Source organism: Microcoleus sp. S36a_B3, from assembly GCF_036700745.1.
In the GTDB taxonomy this organism is placed as follows: domain Bacteria; phylum Cyanobacteriota; class Cyanobacteriia; order Cyanobacteriales; family Microcoleaceae; genus Microcoleus.
This window is the reverse complement of record NZ_JAUBPN010000005.1, coordinates 286,228-307,677: the sequence shown is the minus strand read 5'-3', so window position 1 is coordinate 307,677 and position 21,450 is coordinate 286,228. Positions and strand designations below refer to the sequence as shown.

Sequence of the window (21,450 nt, the reverse complement as noted above, 5' to 3'; positions counted from 1 at the left end):
CGATCGGAAATATAATCTAATTTAACTCAAAATCAGCCGCACAGTGCTAAAATATCACGACTGTTAATAAGTCCTAACAGTTACTCGTATTGCTTCCGACTTAATATGCCGGACTTAACGTACCCGATTTGACCGCAGGATATCAAAAACACATTTCCACAAAAATGAAAAACGATCGAGAGTTTCGCTTGTTCAAACCTTTGAAGTGGATCGCCCCAAGCATTTTGGCGGGTGCAGGAATCTGCCACATTGCAGCAGCCCAACCGGTACAAGCTGAACCAATCGCCCTGCAACTCTCGCAAAACTTGCAGTCGCAGAACTCGCAGCCACCGCGCCGGGGGCCTGCCGTGCGCGAAGTTATATCCTACGAAATGAAGGGAGACGAACTCAGGATTTGCAAGCAGCAAGGCAATTCCGAGAAAAAGTGCCAAGTTGTAGGTAAAGGCTACACGGTGGGTTTGAGAACAGCCAACGACCTCTACGGTCAAGGAAATCTGGTCAATGCCGAAGTTTTGTACCGACAAATAATCGCTCGCTATCCGAAACAAGCTGATACTTATTATAAGCTGGGAAATCTGCTTTCCGGGCAAGGTAAAATGAGCGATGCGATCGTCCAATTCCAAAAAGCAGTTGAAGTCAACCCGCAGCACGCCAAAGCTTACAACGATTTAGGCGTGGCGATGGCAAGTCAAGGGCAGTTGCCAGAGGCAATTTTGCAGTGGAGACAAGCAGTTAAAATTAACGATCGATATCCCGATGCTTTAAACAATTTAGGAGTCGGTTTGTACCAGCAAGGAGACAAGGAAAAGCAAGCGGAAGCAGTAGCCAGTCTCAAAAAAGCTAAGGAGTTATTTATCAAGCAGGGTAGAACTCAAGCGGCTACTAAAGTCGATCGAATTTTGGAAGAAATGAACTCGCAGTCGAGCGGCTCTTAAAACCTTACCGTGTCCGATCTACTGGAATCAACCCGGTTCGACGGTTTTGAATGTAAGTTTTGTGACTCTGAAAAATTGGATTCAAAACTGTCGAACCAATCTTAATTATGCTCGTCGGCGGATTGAATGTGCGATCGATCTTGAGGTTTCTCCGACTTAAGTAACTACACAACATTCATTACATAAAGACTCCTTGCTAGGTAAGGCTTTCACGCGAAATATTGTGTAATTAATTGTGCACGACAACTTATTCAGCCCGCCCTACTAACTACTAACTGCTGACTAATGACTGCTGACTAATGACTTCTTAAAGCATTTCCCTCAAAACTTGTAAAATTACATCTCCGTCCACTCGATCGCTCACCGCAGCCTCGCCCAAACGCACCGGCAGCACAAACCGCACCTTACCATCCTGCACCTTCTTATCCAGTTGCAAAGTATTCAAAATCTCCTCAACATCCACACCAGCAGGCAACTTGGCAGGTAAACCCGCTTTTTCAATCAAAGCAGACTGGCGGCGATCGCACTCAGCGTCCCACATTCCCAACTCCACAGCCAACCGGCTAGACGCAGCCATGCCAATTGCCACACCTTCCCCGTGATTGATGACCTTGTAATTCGTCAAACTTTCCACAGCATGACCGATCGTGTGACCGTAATTCAAAATCGCCCGCAAACCAGATTCCTTCTCGTCCTTGCTGACCACATCAGCCTTAGCTTGACAAGACCTGCTCAAAATTTCCGCCAACAAATCCGCCTTCACATAGCGCATTTGATCCAAACGCTTGCAATTCTCCAACTTCCCAAAAAGTTCAGCATCCCAAATCACCCCGTACTTGATGACTTCCGCCATCGCCGAACGAAACTCCCTCGCCGGCAGAGTTTTGAGTACATCCGGGTCAATTAACACCAAACGTGGCTGGTGAAAAGCCCCGATTAAATTCTTCCCTAAAGGATGATTTACCCCCGTTTTGCCCCCAATAGAAGCATCAACCATCGCCAGCAGCGAAGTCGGAACCTGCACGACATTAATTCCCCGCAGCCAAGTCGCCGCCGCAAAACCCGTCATATCGCCCACAACCCCGCCGCCCAAAGCGACCATTGTCGAGGAACGTTCTAAGCGGTTTTCCAAAGCCGCACCGTAAATTTTCTGTACCGAATTTAAAGTTTTGTACTGTTCTCCCGGTGGTAAGATGCAGCTACTAACTTCCAGACCTGCAGATTCGAGGGCCGCTGTTGCTCTTTCCCCGTAGTGCCGAAAAATCGACTGATTCGAGACCAGCAGCACTTTTTTACCCAAATTTATCTCGCCCATCCGACTGCCGAGTTCGTCTAAACCGCCCGATCGCACGCAAACATTGTAAGATTGCGGCCCCAAGTCAACTTTTATCACTGAGTGCATATTTATTGATTTTAGATATTAGATTATAGATTATAGTTCTTAGTGTATGTCTTCTTATTGATTGTTTGGGAGAAATTGCAATGAGTCTTACCGGAGCAATAGCTTATTTTGGGATTTTCGGCGGCATGGTCGGCTTGGCCACAGTGCTCATGTTTGGTCTGCGCGCTGTCAAACTCATCTAATTTACTAACTTCGATGTAAAAACCAGAACATTAAATTTCTGGTAAAATGTGCGATCGGACGAAGTATTCGTGCAAAAAATCTTGAACTTTTCCTCTAGATTTAGCCCGCCAATACTTCAGTCGATCGCGCAATTCGACAAGAGGTTTAAGATATAACCTTTCTCAAAAAGATTATAGATGCTTCGGCTTCGCTGTACAACTTTTAAATTTTTCGGCTTCGCGAACAAAGTCAAAGAATCTATAACTCGTACTCAGCGAAACCTAAACATCTATAATTTCAACTCCTCACCTTTTTGAAAAAAGCTATATTACGGCATACCAACCCTCACATTTTGATTGGAATCAAAATTGTAAACTCCGTTAATTTTCCGGGAATTGAGTAACAATTTAGCTGGCCGTGATGTTTTTCGCAAATAATGTGATAGCTAATAGATAGTCCCATTCCTGTACCTTTACCGATTTCCTTGGTAGTGAAAAATGGATTGAATATTTGCCCTTGAATCGATTTTGGTATGCCACATCCATTATCGGCGATCGCAATTTGAATAAATTCATCGACTACAGATGTCCGAATAGTAATCTTACCTACCTTTGTTTCAAGTTGATTAGTATTTTCTCCATCGCTTCTTTCATCAATTGCATCAATAGCGTTAGCGATAATATTCATAAATGCTTGGTTCAATTGTCCCGCACAGCACTCAATTTTTGGCAGCGCTTCATACTTTTTGACGATTGAAATTTGCGGGCGGGTAGAAGTAGCATTCAAGCGATGACTTAAAATTAGCAGACTGCTATCAATTCCTTCGTGAATATCGACTTTTTTAAACTCAGCTTGATCTAAACGAGAAAAGTTACGTAACGACAATACAATATTTTTGATTCGGGTAGTGCCGACATTCATAGACTGTAATATTTTGGTAATATCTTTTTTCACAAAATCAAAATCCACCACCTCTAGTTCAGTTTTAATTTCAGTAGGAGGGTGTGGTAAGTATTTATGATAAAGCTGTATCAGATGCAGTATTACTTGAGTATATTCCTCGATATGTCTAAGGTTGCCGTGAATAAAACCAATGGGATTGTTAATTTCGTGGGCTATACCTGCCACTATTTGTCCGAGACTGGACATTTTCTCGCTGTGAATCAGCTTTGCTTGAGTTTTTTTTAGCTCAATTAAGGTAGTCTCTGTTGCGATTTGAGCGCGACGGTAAACCTCTTGAGTAACTCGTGTTGCTAATAATTGCTGGAACGTGTAATGATAGATATTAACATTAAGCAGAACAAATAGTGAACCCAGGCAAAATACTAAGCCAATCAAAATAGGAAGGAATTGCCACTGTTGATTAATAAGTAAGAATAAAGCTAGACAATATCCCAGTAGAAAAAACACCATCAAAAACCGCAGTATCTTCCAAGCTAGGTAGCCACTGTGTTCTTTTAGTAAATCTAAGATTTTTTGAGTTTTGATGATTGACAAGAGCATAAATCCTGCTCCCAACGCAATCAATAACAATGAAATTAAAAATAAAAAATCTACGTTCATCAATTTAAATCTTCCTTACAAAAAAGCCTATGCTAGTTCTTTTTAAAGAAAAAAATATTGGTTTATTGGTAATTGATAATCGATGTGTGTCGCCATTACAATTCACTTTTTTTGATGATTGCTATAAATGCAATTGATATTTATCTGCCACAGAGCTGTTAATGAGAGCGGAGCTATGTTAATGAGAAAACATCTGCGAAGCTTGGTTAAATTAGCAAAATTAGCGAACCGAATAGTTCTATGTGTAACATTGGCAATCAAAGCATCGCAAGCAGACTGGAAAAAAAAATGAGTGGATCTCGATATTGTATATGACTTACGCATCAATACCTAAAAAACCGGATTTTTGTCGTTGAAGTAGCCTTTAACGAGAGTAGGGAGCATCTCATTTCTATCGCAAAGCATTTTTTTTTGAGTGCTATCTCGCACAGCACAGCGATCCAAGACTCGATCGCAACACAGCACTACAAATGTAAAACTACAGATGATCCCCAAAAGTATTTCGGAAAAAACATACAGGTGATGACAGCCGTGGGTAAGTTTTATTATATTTTAGACTCGATTTGTACTCAATCGCTTTCAAATAATTCTTAAATTATCTGCGTCCATCTGTGTCTGTACGCGGGAAACCTGCAGTTCAATTTTAGATCTAAACTTATACAACTCAAGTCTTGTGTTTCATTGATTTACTGATTGATTAAGATTTCCTGAAAAAACAGAAAATCCATAGACTTAAATTTGTCAATAAGTGGGAGAGCAAAATTATCAATTGATTGCTCTCGCTTTAATCTCAAATAACTTATATTTCCCTCAACCTAAAATATTCAACTTCTACATTCACGCCTTTTAGTGAGCGACTTGTGAGCCTGCGAAGTCGAAGGAAACCGAAGCAAGCTGAAGTTTTTAAAATCGTTAATCTATCGCTCTCGCTTTAATCTAAAATAACTTCTACTACCCCAATCCAAAATCTAAAACTTGTACGATAGCGACTTGTGTTGAACCTAGCCGCAGCAAGCCGAAGTATCTAAAATTTAAAATCGCTAATCGATCGCTCTCGCTTTAATCTAAAATAACTTCTACTCCCCCCAATCCAAAATCTAAAATCCCAAATCTAAAATAGATATGTCTCATTCCACCGATATAGTCACCCTCGCCCGCTGGATGGCGGCCGACTTCAGCAATCAAGCCCAAGCCTTTGAAAATCCGCCTTTTTTCGCGCACATCCGCGTCTGTATGAGACCATTACCCGTGGAGATATTGGACGGAGTAAGTCTTTATCTAGAACAAGCCTACGACATCGAGATCAACTCTCCGTACCGAGTGCGAGTGTTAAAATTAGTCCCGGCGGACGATCGCATTGACATCGAAAATTATGCGATCGAAAATGAAGCACAATTCTACGGCGCATCCCGCGAACCCCAACGGCTGCAAGAAATCAAAACAGCACAACTCAAACTGCTCCCTGGCTGCACCTTTCTGACCCACTGGACGGGCAGCAGCTTCAAGGGCGTTGTCGAACCCGGAAAAGGGTGCGCTGTGGTCAGAAACGGCAAAAACACCTATCTAGACAGCGAATTCGAAATCGACCAAGACAAGTTTATCAGTCACGATCGCGGGCGCGACCCAGAAACCGACGCCCACGTCTGGGGAGCTCTGGCGGGCCCCTTTGAATTCACCAGGCGCGCCAGTTTCGCCGACGAAATTCAGGTTTAATGCCGAAAAACAGAGTATGTTTTGGCCGATCGCGCTCGATTAAAGGTTCACAATGCACCATTACCTGGTACATTAACCCAGTATTGGCAAGCAAGATTCACCGTTGATTTGTCAGGAACCTCAGCTATCAGGCGTGAGGCTTGGAAGAGAAATCTCAAAAGCCGTCTTGACCAGCCTAAGTCTTAACTGACTGAGTTTTTTGAGTCACGACACTCCTTGAATGCGTAGCTAGTTTTCCGCTCTGTCATTTGCAGTTAAACAGTTTCCAGGTAACAGAAACAGTGCTGCAAGTCTAAAAAGCACGCCAAACCTTGGCGAAGCTAACTTTACCCCAGAAATGGGAGTTTGAGGCAACCATACCTCATCGGAGGGGCAACCATACCCTTCCACCCCGCGAGGGGATTTAAATTGATGTAAAGCCGTCCTAGAAGGACGGGGTTTCTACCCATTATTTTAATGAAAGTCCTGGTTATTGGTGGCGATGGCTATTGCGGTTGGGCAACCGCACTCTACCTTTCTCAAAAAGGTCACGAAGTTGGCATCCTCGACAGCTTCGTGCGGCGGCACTGGGATCTGGAACTGTGCAGCGACACCCTCACTCCTATCGCGCCGATTCAGCAACGACTCCAGCGATGGCAAGATTTAACGGGTAAGTCGATCGACTTGTTCGTCGGTGACATCACCAACTACGATTTTCTCAGCAAAAGCATGAGAAAATTTGCACCAGAGGCGATCGTCCATTTTGGCGAACAGCGTTCGGCACCTTTCTCGATGATCGATCGCGAACACGCAGTCCTCACCCAAGTCAATAACGTCGTCGGGACACTCAACCTGCTGTACGCCATCCGCGAAGACTTCCCCGACTGTCACCTAGTGAAACTCGGGACAATGGGCGAATACGGCACCCCGAATATTGACATTGAAGAAGGCTACATTACGATCGAGCACAACGGCCGCAAAGATACACTACCCTATCCCAAACAACCGGGCAGTTTCTACCACCTGTCAAAAGTCCACGACTCCCACAACATCCATTTTGCTTGCAAAATCTGGGGTTTAAGAGCCACCGACTTAAATCAGGGCGTAGTCTACGGCGTGCTCACAGAAGAAACCGGCATGGACGAACTGTTAATCAACCGTTTGGACTACGACGGAGTATTCGGTACGGCATTGAACAGATTTTGCATCCAAGCTGCGATCGGTCATCCCCTGACAGTTTACGGCACCGGCGGACAAACCCGCACCTTCCTAGACATTCGGGATACAGTGCGCTGCGTGGAATTAGCAATCGCCAACCCCGCCGCCGCCGGAGAATTCCGCGTTTTCAATCAATTCACCGAACAATTCAGCGTCGGCGACTTAGCCTTGTTGGTGCAAAAAGCAGGCACGGCAATGGGATTAAAAGTAGAAATCAACAACATCGAAAATCCCAGAGTCGAGAAAGAAGAACATTATTTCAATGCCAAAAACACCAGTTTGCTAGAACTAGGCTTGCAACCGCACTACCTCTCAGATTCGCTGCTCGATTCTCTGTTGAATTTTGCTACAAAATATCAGCACCGCGTCGATAAAAACCAGATTTTGCCGAAGGTTTCTTGGCACAGGTAAGTTTGGGTTTCTAGTTGGGGGAGAGAGTTGTTTTAACGAACCGCGAAGGCGCAAAGGGCGCTAAGGAAGAGAAAAGAAGGGAAGAGAAGGGTTTACAAGTTATGAATGGATTTCCCTCTATCTTTGGCTCTGTTGCTCTGTGTCCTCTGTGTCCTCTGCGGTTAATTTAAAAATAATTATATCTCGTAATTACTGGTGATGAAGCTGCTAACAGAATCCTATTTAAATCAAGCGAGTAAATTGCCGAACACAGGTCGTCACATTCTGGCGCAATTTGACGATAATACTGTTGTAGTTTACCAAGCTTACCGTCCGGCGATCGGTCTTTTTGCTGCAAAACACGGTTATTTTGGCGGTGAATTCAGTCTGAACCGCATGAGTTGGATTAAGCCGAACTTTTTATGGATGATGTATCGATCGGGATGGGGAACAAAACCCGGACAAGAAGTAATTCTGGCTGTTTGGCTGAAGCGATCGGCTTTTGATGAAATTTTAGCATCTGCCGTTGGTTCTAAGTTCGTTTCAGCATTGTACGGAAGCGAAAAAGAATGGCAACAAGCTGTTAAAAGTTCTACTGTACGGCTGCAATGGGATCCGGATCATCATCCAAGTGGAGCAAAACTAGAACGGCGGGCAATTCAACTGGGTTTGCGCGGCAGTGTTTTAGCTAATTACGCGCGAGATTGGATTGTGAATATTCAGGATATTTCCGAATTCGTGCAGCAACAGCATCACTACAATACAAAAGCCGATCGCTCGGAATTACTTACTCCCCGCGAGACAGTGTATCCTGTTACTGACCCCGATGTTTGCCAAAGGCTAGGATTATCGGTTCTCTAATTGACTTATTTTTATGAAAATTGCTCTGTTCACTGAAACATTTTGGCCGAAAATAGACGGCATTGTCACGCGCCTGATTCACACTGTAGATCATTTGCAGCGATCGGGCGAACAAGTTCTGATTTTTTCTCCAGATTACGGGATTACAGAATACAAAGGCGCTAGGGTTTACGGTGTGGAGGGTTTGCCTTTGCCGATGTACCCGGAGTTGAAAATGGCACTTCCTTCTCCGGCTGTCGGTCGCGAATTAGAGCAGTTTAAACCGGATATTATTCATGTTGTCAATCCCGCTATTTTGGGGTTGGGCGGCATATATTACGGCAAAAAGTTTAATATTCCGATTTTGGCTTCTTACCACACGCATTTACCTAAATATTTACACCACTACGGTTTTGGAATGCTCGAACCTTTGCTGTGGGAATTGCTTAAAGGTGCTCACAATCAAGCTGAATTAAATCTGTGCACTTCTACAGCAATGGTGGAGGAACTCAGAAATCACGGGATCGATCGGGTAGACTTGTGGCAGCGGGGCGTTGATACTGAAATGTTTGTCCCCGAATTGGCAAGTCCAGAAATGCGATCGCGCTTGTCTGAAAATAACCCAGACAGCCCCTTACTACTCTACGTCGGCCGCCTCGGTGCCGAAAAAGAAATCGAGTCGATTAAACCAGTCCTCGCCGCGATTCCCGGTGCCCGCCTCGCCCTCGTGGGAGACGGGCCGCACCGACAAACCCTCGAACAATATTTTGCTGACACCCCCACTAATTTTGTCGGCTACCTCAAGGGGCAAGAACTAGCTTCTGCTTACGCATCTGCCGATGCCTTCATTTTTCCCTCCCGCACCGAAACCCTAGGCTTGGTGCTCCTAGAAGCTATGGCTGCAGGAACGCCCGTAGTGGCGGCGCGCAGCGGCGGAATTCCCGATATCGTCACCGATGGGGTTAACGGCTATTTATTTGACCCGGATGATGAAGCAGGAGCTCTGGCTGCTACAAAGCGCCTGTTTGCCAATCCCGAAGAACGGGAAACTCTGCGCCAAAACGCTCGCTGTGAAGCTGAACGCTGGGGTTGGGGCGCTGCTACGGCACAACTGCGACGCTACTATCAATCGGTGGTATTTGCCCAGTCGATGCCTTCTGCTGCGTGAATTTTGCAGTCAATGCTGGTGATGCTAAAAACCTGGTTTCTCGATCGAGCAGGTTCGCGCGTGCGTATGCAAGTCCGCACTACGAACCTGATTTATTGCGATTAATCCACCGGACGCTATCGGACTCCTCTGTTAGAAGCTGTTGTGCTTTTTGCTACCGACAGCCCGATCGCCCGCCCGATCGCCCGTTGGTAGCGAAAACCCGCTTTCTCCAAGATCGATCGAATCGAAATTTTTGGCGGCTTTAATTGCTGTAGCTATCCTGTTGTTGCGTTTACCATTAAACTATGAGTAGGATTTGGAATGCTTCGCCCGTGACAAAATACCGCCATTCAGCAGACCGGATACGGTAGCCGAAGGCGCTAAAGCAGTCAGATTGCGTAGCAGCCCCCTTACATAGCGTCAAATCTACATTGCCCGCGCTCGATCGCACCAGCCTGCAAGTTAATTTTGAAGCTGGCAGTGTTCCTCACTCAAGTTCAGCTTTAATTCACGAACCCAAATTGGTATCGATGTTGTAAAAAAAACGATCGATCGAGCATATCTAAAAAGCCAACTGAAGTTGCGGCCAAAAAATAAACTCGCGATCCCTCAAAGCTACAACCAAGTGCAGGCTTTTGGAGCAAACAACTTAAAAGTTGGCACCGCCGCAGAATCTAGCACCGATCGACCAGCAGGTCTGTCTACCCCTCTGAGCAAGCACTTAATCATGACATTCTCCAATGCTGGTAGCGTTCTGGCTACACTGACTCAAGTCAATTTTATGGGGGCATTAACCTCCCGTGTTAAGAGCCTGCCAGTTCCTGAATTAGTGTGCTTGCTGGACTTTATCACGGCAGAATTTCAGCAATTCATCCGGGCGATGGACCTGATCAACAATGACGCGCTAGAAACTCTCTTAGAGCAACTGTTAGATGCCTTCACTGTCAAAATTGGTCAAATTCTGCAAGCAGACCGGACAACAATTTTTTTGGTTGACTCCAGCAAAAATCAACTTTGGCACAAAACAGCCCACGCGCTCACGGGCGAAGATGTAGAAGTTCGCTTGCCTATGGATGCAGGTATTTTAGGCTACGTAGCAACTACCGGAAAATCGATAAATGTCACAGAAGCTCGATCGCACGAGCATTTTAATTCCGAAGTAGACGAACCGCCGGGGTATCAAATCGAGACCATCCTCTGTATGCCGATTTTTAGCAGCAAGAGCCAAAACGAACCCGTAGCGGTGGTCAGACTGCTGAATAAAGCTGGCAATGCCCCCTTTGACGAAGAAGACGAAGTGCAGTTTCAGGCTTTTGCAGATTCGATCGGGATTATTCTCGAAAGCTGTCAATCTTTCTACGTTGTCGCCCGCAATCAGCGAGGAGTGGCCGCGCTTTTGAGAGCCACCACAACTTTAGGTCAAAGTCTTGACTTGGAAACAACTTTGCGCGCAGTCATGGATCAAGCTCGCGACTTGATGCAGGCCGATCGCAGCACGCTATTTTTATTAAATCGGGAAACCAACGAACTCTGGACAAAAGTCGCCAAAGCCGACGGTAAAACCATCGTCGAAATTCGCATTCCTGCCAATAAAGGAATTGCCGGTTACGTGGCTTCGACCGGTCAACCCCTAAACATTACAGATGCTTACGACGATCCCCGCTTTGACCCATCTACAGACCAGCAAACCGGATACCGCACTCGGACTGTCTTGTGTATGCCTGTGCATAACGCTAAAGGTGAGCTGATCGGGGTAACTCAGCTAATTAATAAAAATCAAGGCACTTTCACCGCTTCCGACGAAGAGTTTTTGCGAGCGTTTAATTCCCAAGCCGGAATGGCGCTGCAAAATTCTCAACTGTTTCAGAACGTGATGGTGGAAAAGCAGTATCAAAAAGATATGCTGCAAAGTCTGTCAGATGCAGTGATTTCTACCGATTTGCAGGGGCGGATCGTCACAATTAACGAAGCAGCGCTAGAATTGTTGGGCTGTCCCCCAAATCAAGCCAAAGGCAAACACCATCCCCAGATTTGGGAAGAAAAACTGATCGATCGTTATGTTTGGGAAGTTTTGCCGATCGATAATTTGCAATTTAGACTCGAAGATAGTCTCAACCATGCAGCCCGACATTACGTTCCCGAACAAAGTTTAACCGTGGGACTGTTGGTGGAAAAAACATTTTGTTCTGCAGCATCCGCAGAAGAAACAGCAGAAGACAGCTATATTTTGGCCGTGCCCGATCGCACAGATCCGAATTTATATTACGCTTGGGGCGAAAACACGGCCTGGACCGAAGAAGTAGCTCTAGCAGAATTAGCTAACTCCCAATCTCTATTTTCGCTGCCGAATTCTGCCCGGAATCACCCTTATTGTCCCTTACCCATCAAGAAATCTCAAATTAAACTAATTGAACGCAGTTTGAATTTGACAGTTAACCCGCTGATCAATCCAGAAGGCGGCGTGCGCGGCGGTTTAGTGGTACTCGAAGACATCAGCCGCGAAAAGCGGATGAAAAATACGATGTACCGCTATCTGACTCCCGGAGTTGTAGATAAAGTGATGGCCCTGGGCGAAGGAGCCCTGATGGTGGGCGAACGCAAAGACGTTACTATTTTATTTTCCGACATTCGCGGCTACACAACGCTGACTGAAAATTTGGGAGCGTCGGATGTGGTATCCCTGCTAAACGAATATTTTGAGACGATGGTGGAGGCAGTTTTCCACTACGAAGGTACTTTAGACAAGTTTATCGGCGATGCTTTAATGGCCGTGTTCGGCGCGCCGCTGCCGCTGAATCCTCCCGAAAGTCACGGTTGGATGGCGGTTCAGTCGGCTTTAGATATGCGGAGGCGTTTGAAAGAGTTTAATGATTCTCGCCCCACGGAAGTTCCGTTTCGTTTCGGAATAGGGATTAGTTCGGGAGAAGTCGTTTCCGGCAATATTGGTTCGGAAAAACGGATGGATTACACGGTAATCGGCGATGCAGTAAACTTGAGTTCGCGCTTGGAACAGCTTACAAAAGAGTACGGCTGCGATATTATTTTGAGTGAATTTACCTACAATTTGTGCCGCGAAGGAATTTGGGTGCGAGAGTTGGATAAGGTGCGAGTTAAGGGCAAAAATCAGCCTGTGGGAATTTACGAGCTGCTGCAAAATAGTACCGATCCCCTTGACTGCGAAACCGAAAGGTTTTTGGAACTTTACAGTAACGGTCGGTATGCTTATATTGCTAGAAATTTTCAGAAAGCTATTAGTTATTTTGAAGCGGCTTTAGCGATGCGACCGGGCGATCGACCTGTGGAAGTTCATCTACAGCGATCCCTCAGTTATTTGGAAGTAGCCCCGCCCGACGATTGGGACGGCGTTCATACTATGACAACAAAATAGTCTACTGTATCATATCCGAGTGTTAAAATCTAAAAAGATTAGAATAATTTTTGATATCTTCCTTATGACAGAGTTGATAAGTATAAAAATATGAAAAAATGGATATCATGCCACATTAAAAAAGTTAGTATTTATTTCAAGGCCAACCATTAAATGAACTATTTATCTGTTCCCAATGCCACAAAAGCCGATCGCATTCTGGTGGTAGATGACGCACCAGATAATGTTTTATTGGTGCAGACAATCCTTGAAGAAGAAGGTTACGAAATTAGCACGGCTGATAACGGCTTTTCTGCCTTGAGCCAAATTGACAAGTCCGCCCCGGATTTGGTATTGCTAGATGTAATGATGCCGGGAATGGACGGTTACGAAGTCACCAAGCGCATTCGACAAAACAAGGAATTGCCCTTTATCCCAATTTTACTGATTACGGCTCACGACAGCGCCAGCGTAGTCCAAGGATTGGATATGGGAGCAGACGATTTTATCCGCAAACCGGTGGAAATGGACGAACTGCTAGCTCGGGTGCGATCGCTCCTGCGGCTAAAACACAGCGTAGACGAACGAAATTCGATCGCCCTCCAGCGCGAAGATTTTGTCTCCAGACTCGCCCACGACTTGCGGACGCCCCTCGTAGCTGCCGATCGAATGCTAACTTTAATGCAGCAGGGAGCTTTGGGAGAAATCTCCCCTCAGATGAGCGACGCTTTCGGGACAATGGTTCGCAGCAACAAAAACCTGATCGCGCTGGTAAATATGCTGCTGGAAGTCTACCGTTACGAAGCAGGCCGCAAATCCCTCAGTTTCGCTCCCGTGGACTTGCGCCAGTTGATTACCGAAGTAGCTGAAGAACTCGCTCCCCTAGCCGATGTCAAAAATTTGTCGGTTAATTTAGACTTGAGCGAAAGCGCAGAAAGTGCTCCGATTGCGAAGTATCCGGGCGATCGTTTGGAGCTGCACCGCTTGCTGACAAACTTAATCGGAAATGCAATCAAATTTACCGACAGCGGCTCCATAGATGTCAGCTTAAAAGCGGCAAATTCCCCCGCTTATACGAGCTTCAAAAATCAACCGCTGGCCTGGGTAATTATTCAAATCCAAGATACCGGCCCTGGCATTTCTGCAGCAGAACAAACCAAGTTATTTGAAAGGTTTAGCTCTGGAACTCACAAGACATCGGGCACGGGTTTGGGACTGCATCTCTGCCGCCAAATAGTCGAAGCTCACCGTGGCACAATTCATGTAGAATCAGAGTTGGGTAAAGGTAGCTTGTTTACTATTCGTTTGCCTTGTTAGAGCGGTATAAATAACTCTAACTTTTTGGGTGGAAAATGCCGACATTACTACAGATCAACTGTAATTGTAGGTTGCAAATTGCGTACCTAATCGAATTATGGTTAATTTACCCGATGTCATATAATTACTTGGCAACCGAATTTATGGCAATATGTCTAACTGTCCAGTGTGCGGTGCCCAATACACAGAAGCAAAAGCCGAGTTTTGCTCGATTTGCGGCTGGGATTTGACTCCCTACCCGCAACGCCCTAAGCCTTCCAAAACTTATTTAAAACAAGAACAAGTTAGATTGCAGTGGGCAAAAAAAATGTGGGAATCGGCCCGCAATCAACAAAATTGGTCAGCCAGATTTGACGAGTTGCAACAGGAATTACAGCAAGGTGCGATCGCCCGTACCTACATTCAATCTCAGTTAGAATGGGTTCTGTACCGCCTCGAACAACTAAACCCCGAATTCATAGCCGACACTTTACTCCGACTCGAAGAAAAAATTGGCGCGATACCTGACCAAACTCCGGCTATCTCTGAAGTGGGGATGGATTACCGACAACTCAAAAAGCTGTTAGAAACCGGAAAATGGCGCAAAGCCGACGAACACACTTGGGAAATTTTGCTGCAAATTGCTGTCAGGGAAGATGAAGGCTGGCTGAGTGCAGCCGATATTGATGCCTTTCCTCTTACAGACCTTCGCACGATCGACCAACTTTGGCAACAATACAGCAGCGGGCGGTTCGGATTGACCGTACAGCAGCAGATTTGGGAAAGTGTTGGGGGGAAATATACAGAATTGTGCGATCGAGTCGGCTGGCGAGTCAAGGAAAATTGGAAATATTACAGCGAGCTCTCGTGGGGAGAAAATGCCCCCGCCGGTCATCTCCCCGTCACCGCATGGAGACAGCGCGCTTGTTACGGCGCGGGCACACTCACCGCAGCCGAAAACTTGGCCCGCATTGTCGGGAGAATGGCTGCGGGCGATCGATAATTATCAAAAATTAAAAAACTCAACTAGACAGCAGGAGTCGGGCCCTCTAACTGTACTCCGTTGAGTGCCGGGAGGAATGTGCGTGAGGCCTGACTGCCGAGCAAATCTTTGATTTCCGCTATTGCAATATGAGTTTTCACGAGATACGATAACACCAGAGTTTGTGAAGAAAATGTCCCAAGTAATCACCGCCAAGCTAAAACTAAACCTGACTACCGACCAAAAAGCTTTGGTGACTCAGACTACTTTAGCCTACCGAGATGCCTTGAATTACACTTCACAAGTCGCTTTTGACGCAGGCAAAACCAGCAATGGTGCTAAGCTGCAAAAAGCCGTCTACAACGAATTGCGGGTGAGATTTGGACTTGGAGCCCAAATGGCTTGCAACGTACCCAGACAAGTTTCTGGAACCTACAAAACTCTGTGGACTAAGGTAAAACAATCTAACGATGCTATTGCTTCATGCTACACCAAGAGACGATATAAAGGGTTAGACAAAGCCCCTAAATACATCTCTCGAACTTGCACCCTAAATTATCAGCGCGACTACTCTTTTAAAACCGAAAGGCGAGTAAGTATCATCACTCTCCAAGGTCGAATAGTAGTTTTGTATGATGGCTACAACAAGCATTTAGACTTAATTGCCAATGGCGCAAGGATTGGAGCAGCTAAAATTGTCTATCAGCGTTCCTCCAAAATATATTACCTGATGGTAAGTATTGAAGTAGAAACGCCTAAAATTAACCCACTGAAAATAACTAGAATTTCTGGTGTTGACGTGGGTATGCGCTACTTAGCGGTAGAAACAGACTTACAAAATAAGTCTAAATTCTACTCAGGTTCAGATGTTAGACATAAAGCTAACCGCTACCATAAATCACGGATGACTCTTCAGCGTAAAGACACTCGTTCAGCGAAGCGAAGATTAATCGCTTTGTCTGGGAGAGAGAGACGGTTTATCGCTGATGTAAACCACCAAATCAGTAAGGATATTGCCAAACCTAACAGCCTGATTGGACTAGAAAACCTCACCGGAATCCGGGACAGGACTAGAACAAAATCGGGTAATAAGGCAAGCAAGAAGAGACGACTAGCTAATCGAAACAAAGCTAAATGGTCATACTCCGAATTGCACGGGTATATTGACTACAAAGCTAACCTAAATGGTTCGTTAGCAACGAAAGTTCCGGCTCATTACACATCGAAAAGTTGTTCTAAATGTGGACATACTTCGGATGCTAATAGACCAAACAAAGGACTATTGTTTCGATGCGAATGTTGTAGTCATGAGCTTCATGCTGATTTGATTGGTGCGCGAAATATTGCAATGAGAGCGTTGCTTGTCCGGCAAGACTGGATGAGTACGGGGAGTTTGTCAGCATCCCCTGATGTGTCGGGCCGTGAAACTAAAGCTGAGATTCTTTCTAGATTCTCAGAATTGCGGTGGAGCTCAGATACAAGCCCACACCTCCGGCGGTACTCCGCTTGGTGATGGGTAGTTGACAATTGACAAGAAGCTGCTATAATCAAAACGGTTCAGCAACTGGGGCTGTGGCTCAGATGGATAGAGCAAGCGCCTCCTGAAGAATCGGGCACCCTGCGAGGAAACTCTGGGAGTGAATGTGGTCAAACTCAAGGAAGCCTAAGTCTGACGGCAGATAAGGTAATCTTGAGCCAAGCTTTATCTAAGTTTAGGTAAAGAAGGTGCAGAGACTGGCTTTAGGAAGTAAAACACAATAAAACCTCCTAAACATACGGCCACCACCTAAAGGCTGCAAGCCTATGGTGAAGGAATAGTCCGGAGAGTGGGGAAACTCACACAAATCTGAAGCGCTAGGTCGCCGGTTCGAACCCGGCCAGTCCCGTTCAAAAATCCATAACCGCCAAAAACACAAGGGTAAAGTCTGCTTTTGCCCTTTTGTTGTGCGTATCCGCTAACCAATTCACCTGACGGGGCGACCCGTACAAGTTATAGATTCAATTATTCAATCTAAAATCGCCACTTCCAGGCCCAACACAAGCCATAGATTCAATTATTTAATCTAAAATCTAAAATCTAAAATCTAAAATCCCCTGACCCTTTTTTAAATTCTTAATTTTAAATTCCTGTTAGTGGGTTGTACGTGCGGTATTTTTTGTTATGGTTCCTTTGTCAGCTATGCAAAATTTTTATAGGTTTAGATGTGGTTAAGAATCAATTCAAACACGCGGCGTTACAAGCGTTTGAGAACTTCATGCAGTTTTTGGTTCCTCGTCGGGCTGGTGATAGCGTGTTGGTTTGGCTATCTCCAGCTTAAAAGCGAATTTCTGAAACCCCAAGCTTTGCTAGTTCTAGGTGGGGCTACGGAGCGAGAGGTTTTTGCGGCAAAATTTGCTCAGAAGCATCCTCAATTGCCAATTTGGGTGTCTTCTGGCAGCAATCCAGAGTTCGCCGAATGGGTGTTTTCAGAAGCGGGCATTAAGTCCGATCGCCTGCACTTAGACTACAGAGCGGTGGATACGGTAACAAATTTTACCACGCTGGTAGATGAATTGAAAGCTAGAGGGATTGAGAGCGTCTATCTCATTACTTCTGACGATCATATGCGGCGAGCCGAGATTATCGGCGAAATCGTGCTCGGCAGTAGAGGCATTAGTTTTAAGCCTGTAGCAGTTCCATCTGGGCGAACCCCCGAACCGGTAGAAAAAGCTGTTCGCGACGGCGCTAGAGCCATTCTTTGGCTGACAACGGGTTATACCGGTGCTAACTTCAGCCAAGCCAGAATTGAATAAATTACTCTGGGATGCACGGGTAGCCAGAAACCGAGTTTTCTCACCACAATATTTGTTTAAAACCTTCAATAAAAGTCAAACAACCCCGGTTTCTTGACTCCGATGCGTAAGTTTTTCCAACAAACGTCAGTCAGGATTGAGCAAGCTTTAAATCTTTTTACACTTGTCTCCTATAGCGCAATTTAACAAACCACGAAAACGCTAATGAAAAATGTGCAATCAGAGCAGAGAAAAGCACAAAAAATCGGAATAATATCAAATCCGGTAACACGGGAATGATTCAGATATATATTCTCGGACTCTGTGTACTCTGTGTTCTCTGCGGTTAAATCATTCCGATCCAACCGGAAACGATATAAAGCAAAACATAAAAGAGAAATAGTAGTTTAAAATTAGTAGATGAACTTCAATCGCCAAAGTTAATGACTGACATAATTATGCCGCAAGTTTTGGAGCAAATTTTTAGTAACAGCAAGACTGCGGATGCTGTTTTTTCAGCTTTGCTACCGGCTTTAGGTGAAGTGTTAAAATGCGATCGCGTTTTTCTTTATCTCCGCAATCCTGAAACCAAAACAGGTAAAGCAGCTTACTGCTGGTGTCGCAACTCGAACTATCCCGATGTTACCACTGTCGAATGGAAAAAAGAACCGGAATCTTTAGGGGAAGAAGACCCTTTGTTTGCAGCAGCCTTGCGAGCTGAGCCGTCGATTTTTGTTGAGGATGTCGAAACAGCAAATCCTGAAGTTGTCAACAAAGATTTTGAAGCAAAACAGTTCGGCCATCGTGCTTTGATTCACGCTCACCTTTGTGTTGATGGCTTGTTGTGGGGGGTTTTGCAGCCTTGTATTTTCGATCGCCCCAGAGTCTGGACTGACTCTGACCACCAATTTATTGCAGCAGTTACAGAAAAAATTTCGCCCTTGGCTGTTGCTTTTGTTAAGGGCGCGCAACCGACATAAAATAGGTTTGTAGTGTGGAATGCGAGTCCGCTCAAAAGAAAAAACTGAAGTCCGAACGATCGAACAAGGGCAAGCACATCAGCGGCCCAAATCGTGCATCGCATTAATCTCAGTTGCACATCTTTGAGTCAGGGCTTCCAACTCCTCGCGATCCGACGAACCGGGCGCCTCAATTACTTTACCAATTCGTATAGTTAACGGCACCGGTTGCGGTACTAGCAAACCTTTGATGGAAATCGCATGAGTTCCCCACAAACTAACAGGTAACAGCGGGGCTTTAGCCTTAGCAGCTATCAGCGCAGCACCTAATTTTGGTTCAGTAATTCTGCCGTCGGGCGTGCGACTTCCTTGCAAAAATACACCAGTCGCCCAGCCATTGTCCAAAGAGTTGATAGCCGATCGAATTGCACTGCGATCGGCACTTTTCCGGTTGACTGGATAAGCACCGTAAAGCGTAATTGCCTGCTTCAAGATAGGAACTTTAAATAATTCTTCCTTCGCCATAAATGCGACAGGCCGCCTCATGCAATTAGACAAAATTGGCGGGTCAAAATCGCTGGCGTGATTGCTGACTACTACCAGCGGCCCTTCTGCTGGAACGTTTTCGGCACCGTAGATGCGGCCCCGAAAGTAAAGGTGCAGCATGGGGCTGACTATTGACCACTTGAATAAATAGTAGAGAAGTAGACTTTCGACTGGTTCGCGACTTTTGCTCACGGAAAACCTAAGATTTTAAATTACATCGAATATTAGCTTATCAGATACATTTAACCCGGTAAATCCCGGACTAAGCCAGAAATAACCGTGTATGGCAAGACCGAAAAAGCAGCAAGCTCTCCCGTCAAGGAGGTATCTCTCAATGCTTTCAACAAAATGTTAAAAGCGCCATTTTTATCCCTTTCAAGGGTATGTCCGCATTCTGGACATTTAAAGATTTTAGCTCCACTTAATTTAGCGTGGATATGCCCCTATTTTGAGCAAGTTTTCGATGTATACTCTTCTGTTACGTCTACTACAATACCACTGTGTTTGGCGGCTTGATGCTTCAACGTTTGTTGAAAACGATAATGACTCAATGTGACCATCGCTCTAGCGGCTTTAGTTGCCAACCTGCGACTGCCTTTTTTAACCATTTGCTGTGTTTCAAGGTTGGCAGGAAAATTAACTTGTACTTGGCTGCAAGATATTTTGCAGCTTTTTTGTGCAATTCATTGACTAGGTTTTTGATTTTGAGCCTAATCTTAGCTGCTGACTTTCGCAGGCCATACCTCAGTCGCTTGAATTGCCTTCCTTTGCTTGCCTCAATTCGCGACATTAATTTGTCGAGATGTCTTGCTAGTCGATAGACGCGACCAATATCATTTTTCCCTATTTTGGTAAAATCACTGCCATCGAAACCGGTAAGAAAAGTTCTAACACCCGGATCTAACGCGATAGCCAAATCGCTATTGATTGGCTTTATTCCTTGTGCGTCAATTGCATAGCAGACAAACCACTGCCTGTTAATCAAGCTGAGTGTTGGTTCATGCTGCATTACCTCAACGATTGGTTCTGATGTTTTAAAGCTTAGCGCCTTGGTAGACCTTGGGTAAAAAGTACCTAACTTCCAGTTAGATGTTTGGAATCGGATAGTCTGAGATGTGTCGAAGCAGCTTCTAAACTTTGCCATTCCTTTGACTTTTTTAGCAGCTTTGTGCGCTTCAAAGGCTTGAACTACTGCCATTTGTCGCGGAGTGTACGGCTGTTCGGACACCCAGTTAGGAGCCGAGTTCATCACCTTCTTTCTTAAATCGTATTTGCCAATTCTTTCGTCTTTAAGAATAGCAATTGCTTGGTTGTAACACCACCTAGTTGCTGATAGCCAAGTCCTCCATTTCGCTGCTAGCTTAGCTTCCGGGTAAACTCGAATCTTCTTTGATAGCAGATTTGTATTTTCGGAGGCCATAGAGTCGGCAACTAAAGACGTGGATGATGGCAAGGATATCTTCAACCATCTCCCGTTCTGAAGACAACTCATTTCTACTGAGAACCAGGATTTGGCAATTGTTTTACTCGCAGATCCATTTGATAAGATCGCCGCCGAACCGGCACAGTCTGTCTTGGTGTCCGACCACAACTGCCGAGATATCTCCTGACATGACTTGTCCCAAAAGGGCAAGCAGTGCTTTTCTCTTGAAGTTGAGTCCGCCTCCGATGTCTTTGAAGACTTTAGCTTAAGGATAGAGGCTTTGGAGATAGCTGACTTGTCTGTCGAGGTCTTCTCGCTGTTTGTCGCTACTGACCCTGGCGTAGATGGCCGTAATTCGGTCGTGTCCGGTTCCAAGAACGCTGTCGATGTGGTAGCGTCGCTGGTTGGACGGGGTTCTGATTGCTGATATTTTGTCGGCAAGTTCCCAGTTGCTAAGGGTTTTGTCTGAGACTTGCAGGATTTTGCAAGCTTCTGGCGGTGTGACATATCTGGTCATCGCTAGGTGGTATTTTTCTTTTCAATATACAGTACCCGGCTTTACAAGGATTTACCAGGATTTTTTAGGCAATCATTTACTTTGTCTCAACAGTTCAGCAATCAAAATTGAACAGTATTTTGAGGTTTTTAGGATGCTGGTGGCGCACCAGCGGTATCAACTCAAGCAAAAATATCCCGGTTGTCTGCGGTTGGAAGCCGCCTCTACACAAACAAAACCCACTCCAAGGGGTTAGC

At 45.3% G+C, this 21,450-nt stretch carries 16 protein-coding genes and 3 pseudogenes; 13 read left to right on the top strand and 6 right to left on the bottom strand.

Annotated elements, in window-relative coordinates; translation table 11 throughout:
• Window positions 1-164: 164 nt before the first annotated feature.
• Complete coding sequence (locus tag QUA01_RS08775) at window positions 165-935, top strand: tetratricopeptide repeat protein (protein WP_333089218.1); 771 nt, start codon at window positions 165-167, stop codon at window positions 933-935.
• 307 nt (window positions 936-1,242) lie between these two features.
• On the opposite strand, the gene aroB is transcribed toward QUA01_RS08775, so the two are convergent.
• Window positions 1,243-2,337 (bottom strand): 3-dehydroquinate synthase, encoded by a 1,095-nt coding sequence (aroB, locus tag QUA01_RS08770; protein WP_333089215.1) that lies wholly within the window; start codon window positions 2,335-2,337, stop codon window positions 1,243-1,245.
• A gap of 80 nt (window positions 2,338-2,417) precedes the next feature.
• Between aroB and petL the strand changes: the two genes are divergently transcribed.
• Window positions 2,418-2,519, top strand: coding sequence for a cytochrome b6-f complex subunit PetL (petL, locus tag QUA01_RS08765; RefSeq protein ID WP_194010188.1), 102 nt, complete (start codon window positions 2,418-2,420; stop codon window positions 2,517-2,519).
• 325 nt (window positions 2,520-2,844) lie between these two features.
• Here petL and QUA01_RS08760 read toward each other — a convergent pair whose 3' ends face one another.
• Complete coding sequence (locus tag QUA01_RS08760) at window positions 2,845-4,062, bottom strand: sensor histidine kinase (RefSeq protein ID WP_333089212.1); 1,218 nt, start codon at window positions 4,060-4,062, stop codon at window positions 2,845-2,847.
• Window positions 4,063-5,184: 1,122 nt separating this feature from the next.
• Here QUA01_RS08760 and QUA01_RS08755 point away from each other — a divergent pair.
• The 11 genes from QUA01_RS08755 (at window position 5,185) to QUA01_RS08705 (ending at window position 18,749) form a co-directional block, all read left to right on the top strand.
• Entirely contained in the window at window positions 5,185-5,775 is a 591-nt protein-coding gene (locus tag QUA01_RS08755) for a chromophore lyase CpcT/CpeT (protein WP_194010190.1), read from the top strand.
• Window positions 5,776-6,231: 456 nt separating this feature from the next.
• Window positions 6,232-7,383 carry an NAD-dependent epimerase/dehydratase family protein gene (locus QUA01_RS08750; protein WP_333089210.1) on the top strand — a complete coding sequence of 384 codons (1,152 nt, stop codon included), beginning with the start codon at window positions 6,232-6,234 and terminating at the stop codon, window positions 7,381-7,383.
• Window positions 7,384-7,581: 198 nt separating this feature from the next.
• Window positions 7,582-8,223: a DUF4291 domain-containing protein gene (locus QUA01_RS08745; RefSeq protein WP_333089209.1), complete on the top strand. Its 642-nt coding sequence runs from the start codon at window positions 7,582-7,584 to the stop codon at window positions 8,221-8,223.
• A 13-nt stretch (window positions 8,224-8,236) separates the two neighbouring features.
• Window positions 8,237-9,370, top strand: a complete 1,134-nt coding sequence (locus tag QUA01_RS08740) for a glycosyltransferase (protein WP_333089205.1) — start codon at window positions 8,237-8,239, stop codon at window positions 9,368-9,370.
• A 151-nt stretch (window positions 9,371-9,521) separates the two neighbouring features.
• Window positions 9,522-9,665: a hypothetical protein gene (locus tag QUA01_RS08735; RefSeq protein ID WP_333089203.1), complete on the top strand. Its 144-nt coding sequence runs from the start codon at window positions 9,522-9,524 to the stop codon at window positions 9,663-9,665.
• Between the two features lie 414 nt (window positions 9,666-10,079).
• Window positions 10,080-12,740: a GAF domain-containing protein gene (locus tag QUA01_RS08730; protein WP_333089240.1), complete on the top strand. Its 2,661-nt coding sequence runs from the start codon at window positions 10,080-10,082 to the stop codon at window positions 12,738-12,740.
• Window positions 12,741-12,893: 153 nt separating this feature from the next.
• Window positions 12,894-14,036, top strand: coding sequence for a sensor histidine kinase (locus QUA01_RS08725; protein ID WP_333089201.1), 1,143 nt, complete (start codon window positions 12,894-12,896; stop codon window positions 14,034-14,036).
• Window positions 14,037-14,187: 151 nt separating this feature from the next.
• Window positions 14,188-15,018, top strand: coding sequence for a GUN4 domain-containing protein (locus QUA01_RS08720; RefSeq protein ID WP_333089199.1), 831 nt, complete (start codon window positions 14,188-14,190; stop codon window positions 15,016-15,018).
• A 172-nt stretch (window positions 15,019-15,190) separates the two neighbouring features.
• A complete protein-coding gene (locus tag QUA01_RS08715) occupies window positions 15,191-16,510 on the top strand; it encodes an RNA-guided endonuclease InsQ/TnpB family protein (protein ID WP_333089197.1) in 1,320 nt (439 codons plus the stop codon).
• A 689-nt stretch (window positions 16,511-17,199) separates the two neighbouring features.
• Window positions 17,200-17,790: a YdcF family protein gene (locus QUA01_RS08710; protein ID WP_194068159.1), complete on the top strand. Its 591-nt coding sequence runs from the start codon at window positions 17,200-17,202 to the stop codon at window positions 17,788-17,790.
• Window positions 17,791-18,212: 422 nt separating this feature from the next.
• Complete coding sequence (locus tag QUA01_RS08705; protein WP_333089194.1) at window positions 18,213-18,749, top strand: GAF domain-containing protein; 537 nt, start codon at window positions 18,213-18,215, stop codon at window positions 18,747-18,749.
• A gap of 78 nt (window positions 18,750-18,827) precedes the next feature.
• Here the strand turns inward: QUA01_RS08705 and QUA01_RS08700 are convergent, their stop codons facing one another.
• The 4 genes and pseudogenes from QUA01_RS08700 to QUA01_RS08680 form a co-directional block, all read right to left on the bottom strand.
• The gene (locus tag QUA01_RS08700) at window positions 18,828-19,466 is read right to left on the bottom strand and encodes a lysophospholipid acyltransferase family protein (protein WP_333089192.1); all 639 of its coding nucleotides are present in this window, start codon (window positions 19,464-19,466) and stop codon (window positions 18,828-18,830) included.
• A gap of 50 nt (window positions 19,467-19,516) precedes the next feature.
• Window positions 19,517-20,283, bottom strand: a pseudogene (locus QUA01_RS27350) (RNA-guided endonuclease InsQ/TnpB family protein).
• 327 nt (window positions 20,284-20,610) lie between these two features.
• Window positions 20,611-20,658: pseudogene (locus tag QUA01_RS08685) on the bottom strand (hypothetical protein); the annotation flags it as partial.
• Window positions 20,636-21,214 (bottom strand): annotated as a pseudogene (locus QUA01_RS08680) (IS607 family transposase). The pseudogenes QUA01_RS08680 and QUA01_RS08685, both read right to left, overlap by 23 nt.
• Window positions 21,215-21,450: the final 236 nt, after the last annotated feature.

Bases quoted from the DNA above. Each gene is read 5' to 3' on its own strand.
- QUA01_RS08775 (WP_333089218.1), top strand. From the start codon at position 165: ATGAAAAACGATCGAGAGTTTCGCTTGTTCAAACCTTTGAAGTGGATC.
- aroB (WP_333089215.1), bottom strand. From the start codon at position 2,337: ATGCACTCAGTGATAAAAGTTGACTTGGGGCCGCAATCTTACAATGTT.
- petL (WP_194010188.1), top strand. From the start codon at position 2,418: ATGAGTCTTACCGGAGCAATAGCTTATTTTGGGATTTTCGGCGGCATG.
- QUA01_RS08760 (WP_333089212.1), bottom strand. From the start codon at position 4,062: ATGAACGTAGATTTTTTATTTTTAATTTCATTGTTATTGATTGCGTTG.
- QUA01_RS08755 (WP_194010190.1), top strand. From the start codon at position 5,185: ATGTCTCATTCCACCGATATAGTCACCCTCGCCCGCTGGATGGCGGCC.
- QUA01_RS08750 (WP_333089210.1), top strand. From the start codon at position 6,232: ATGAAAGTCCTGGTTATTGGTGGCGATGGCTATTGCGGTTGGGCAACC.
- QUA01_RS08745 (WP_333089209.1), top strand. From the start codon at position 7,582: ATGAAGCTGCTAACAGAATCCTATTTAAATCAAGCGAGTAAATTGCCG.
- QUA01_RS08740 (WP_333089205.1), top strand. From the start codon at position 8,237: ATGAAAATTGCTCTGTTCACTGAAACATTTTGGCCGAAAATAGACGGC.
- QUA01_RS08730 (WP_333089240.1), top strand. From the start codon at position 10,080: ATGACATTCTCCAATGCTGGTAGCGTTCTGGCTACACTGACTCAAGTC.
- QUA01_RS08725 (WP_333089201.1), top strand. From the start codon at position 12,894: ATGAACTATTTATCTGTTCCCAATGCCACAAAAGCCGATCGCATTCTG.
- QUA01_RS08720 (WP_333089199.1), top strand. From the start codon at position 14,188: ATGTCTAACTGTCCAGTGTGCGGTGCCCAATACACAGAAGCAAAAGCC.
- QUA01_RS08715 (WP_333089197.1), top strand. From the start codon at position 15,191: ATGTCCCAAGTAATCACCGCCAAGCTAAAACTAAACCTGACTACCGAC.
- QUA01_RS08710 (WP_194068159.1), top strand. From the start codon at position 17,200: ATGTGGTTAAGAATCAATTCAAACACGCGGCGTTACAAGCGTTTGAGA.
- QUA01_RS08705 (WP_333089194.1), top strand. From the start codon at position 18,213: ATGACTGACATAATTATGCCGCAAGTTTTGGAGCAAATTTTTAGTAAC.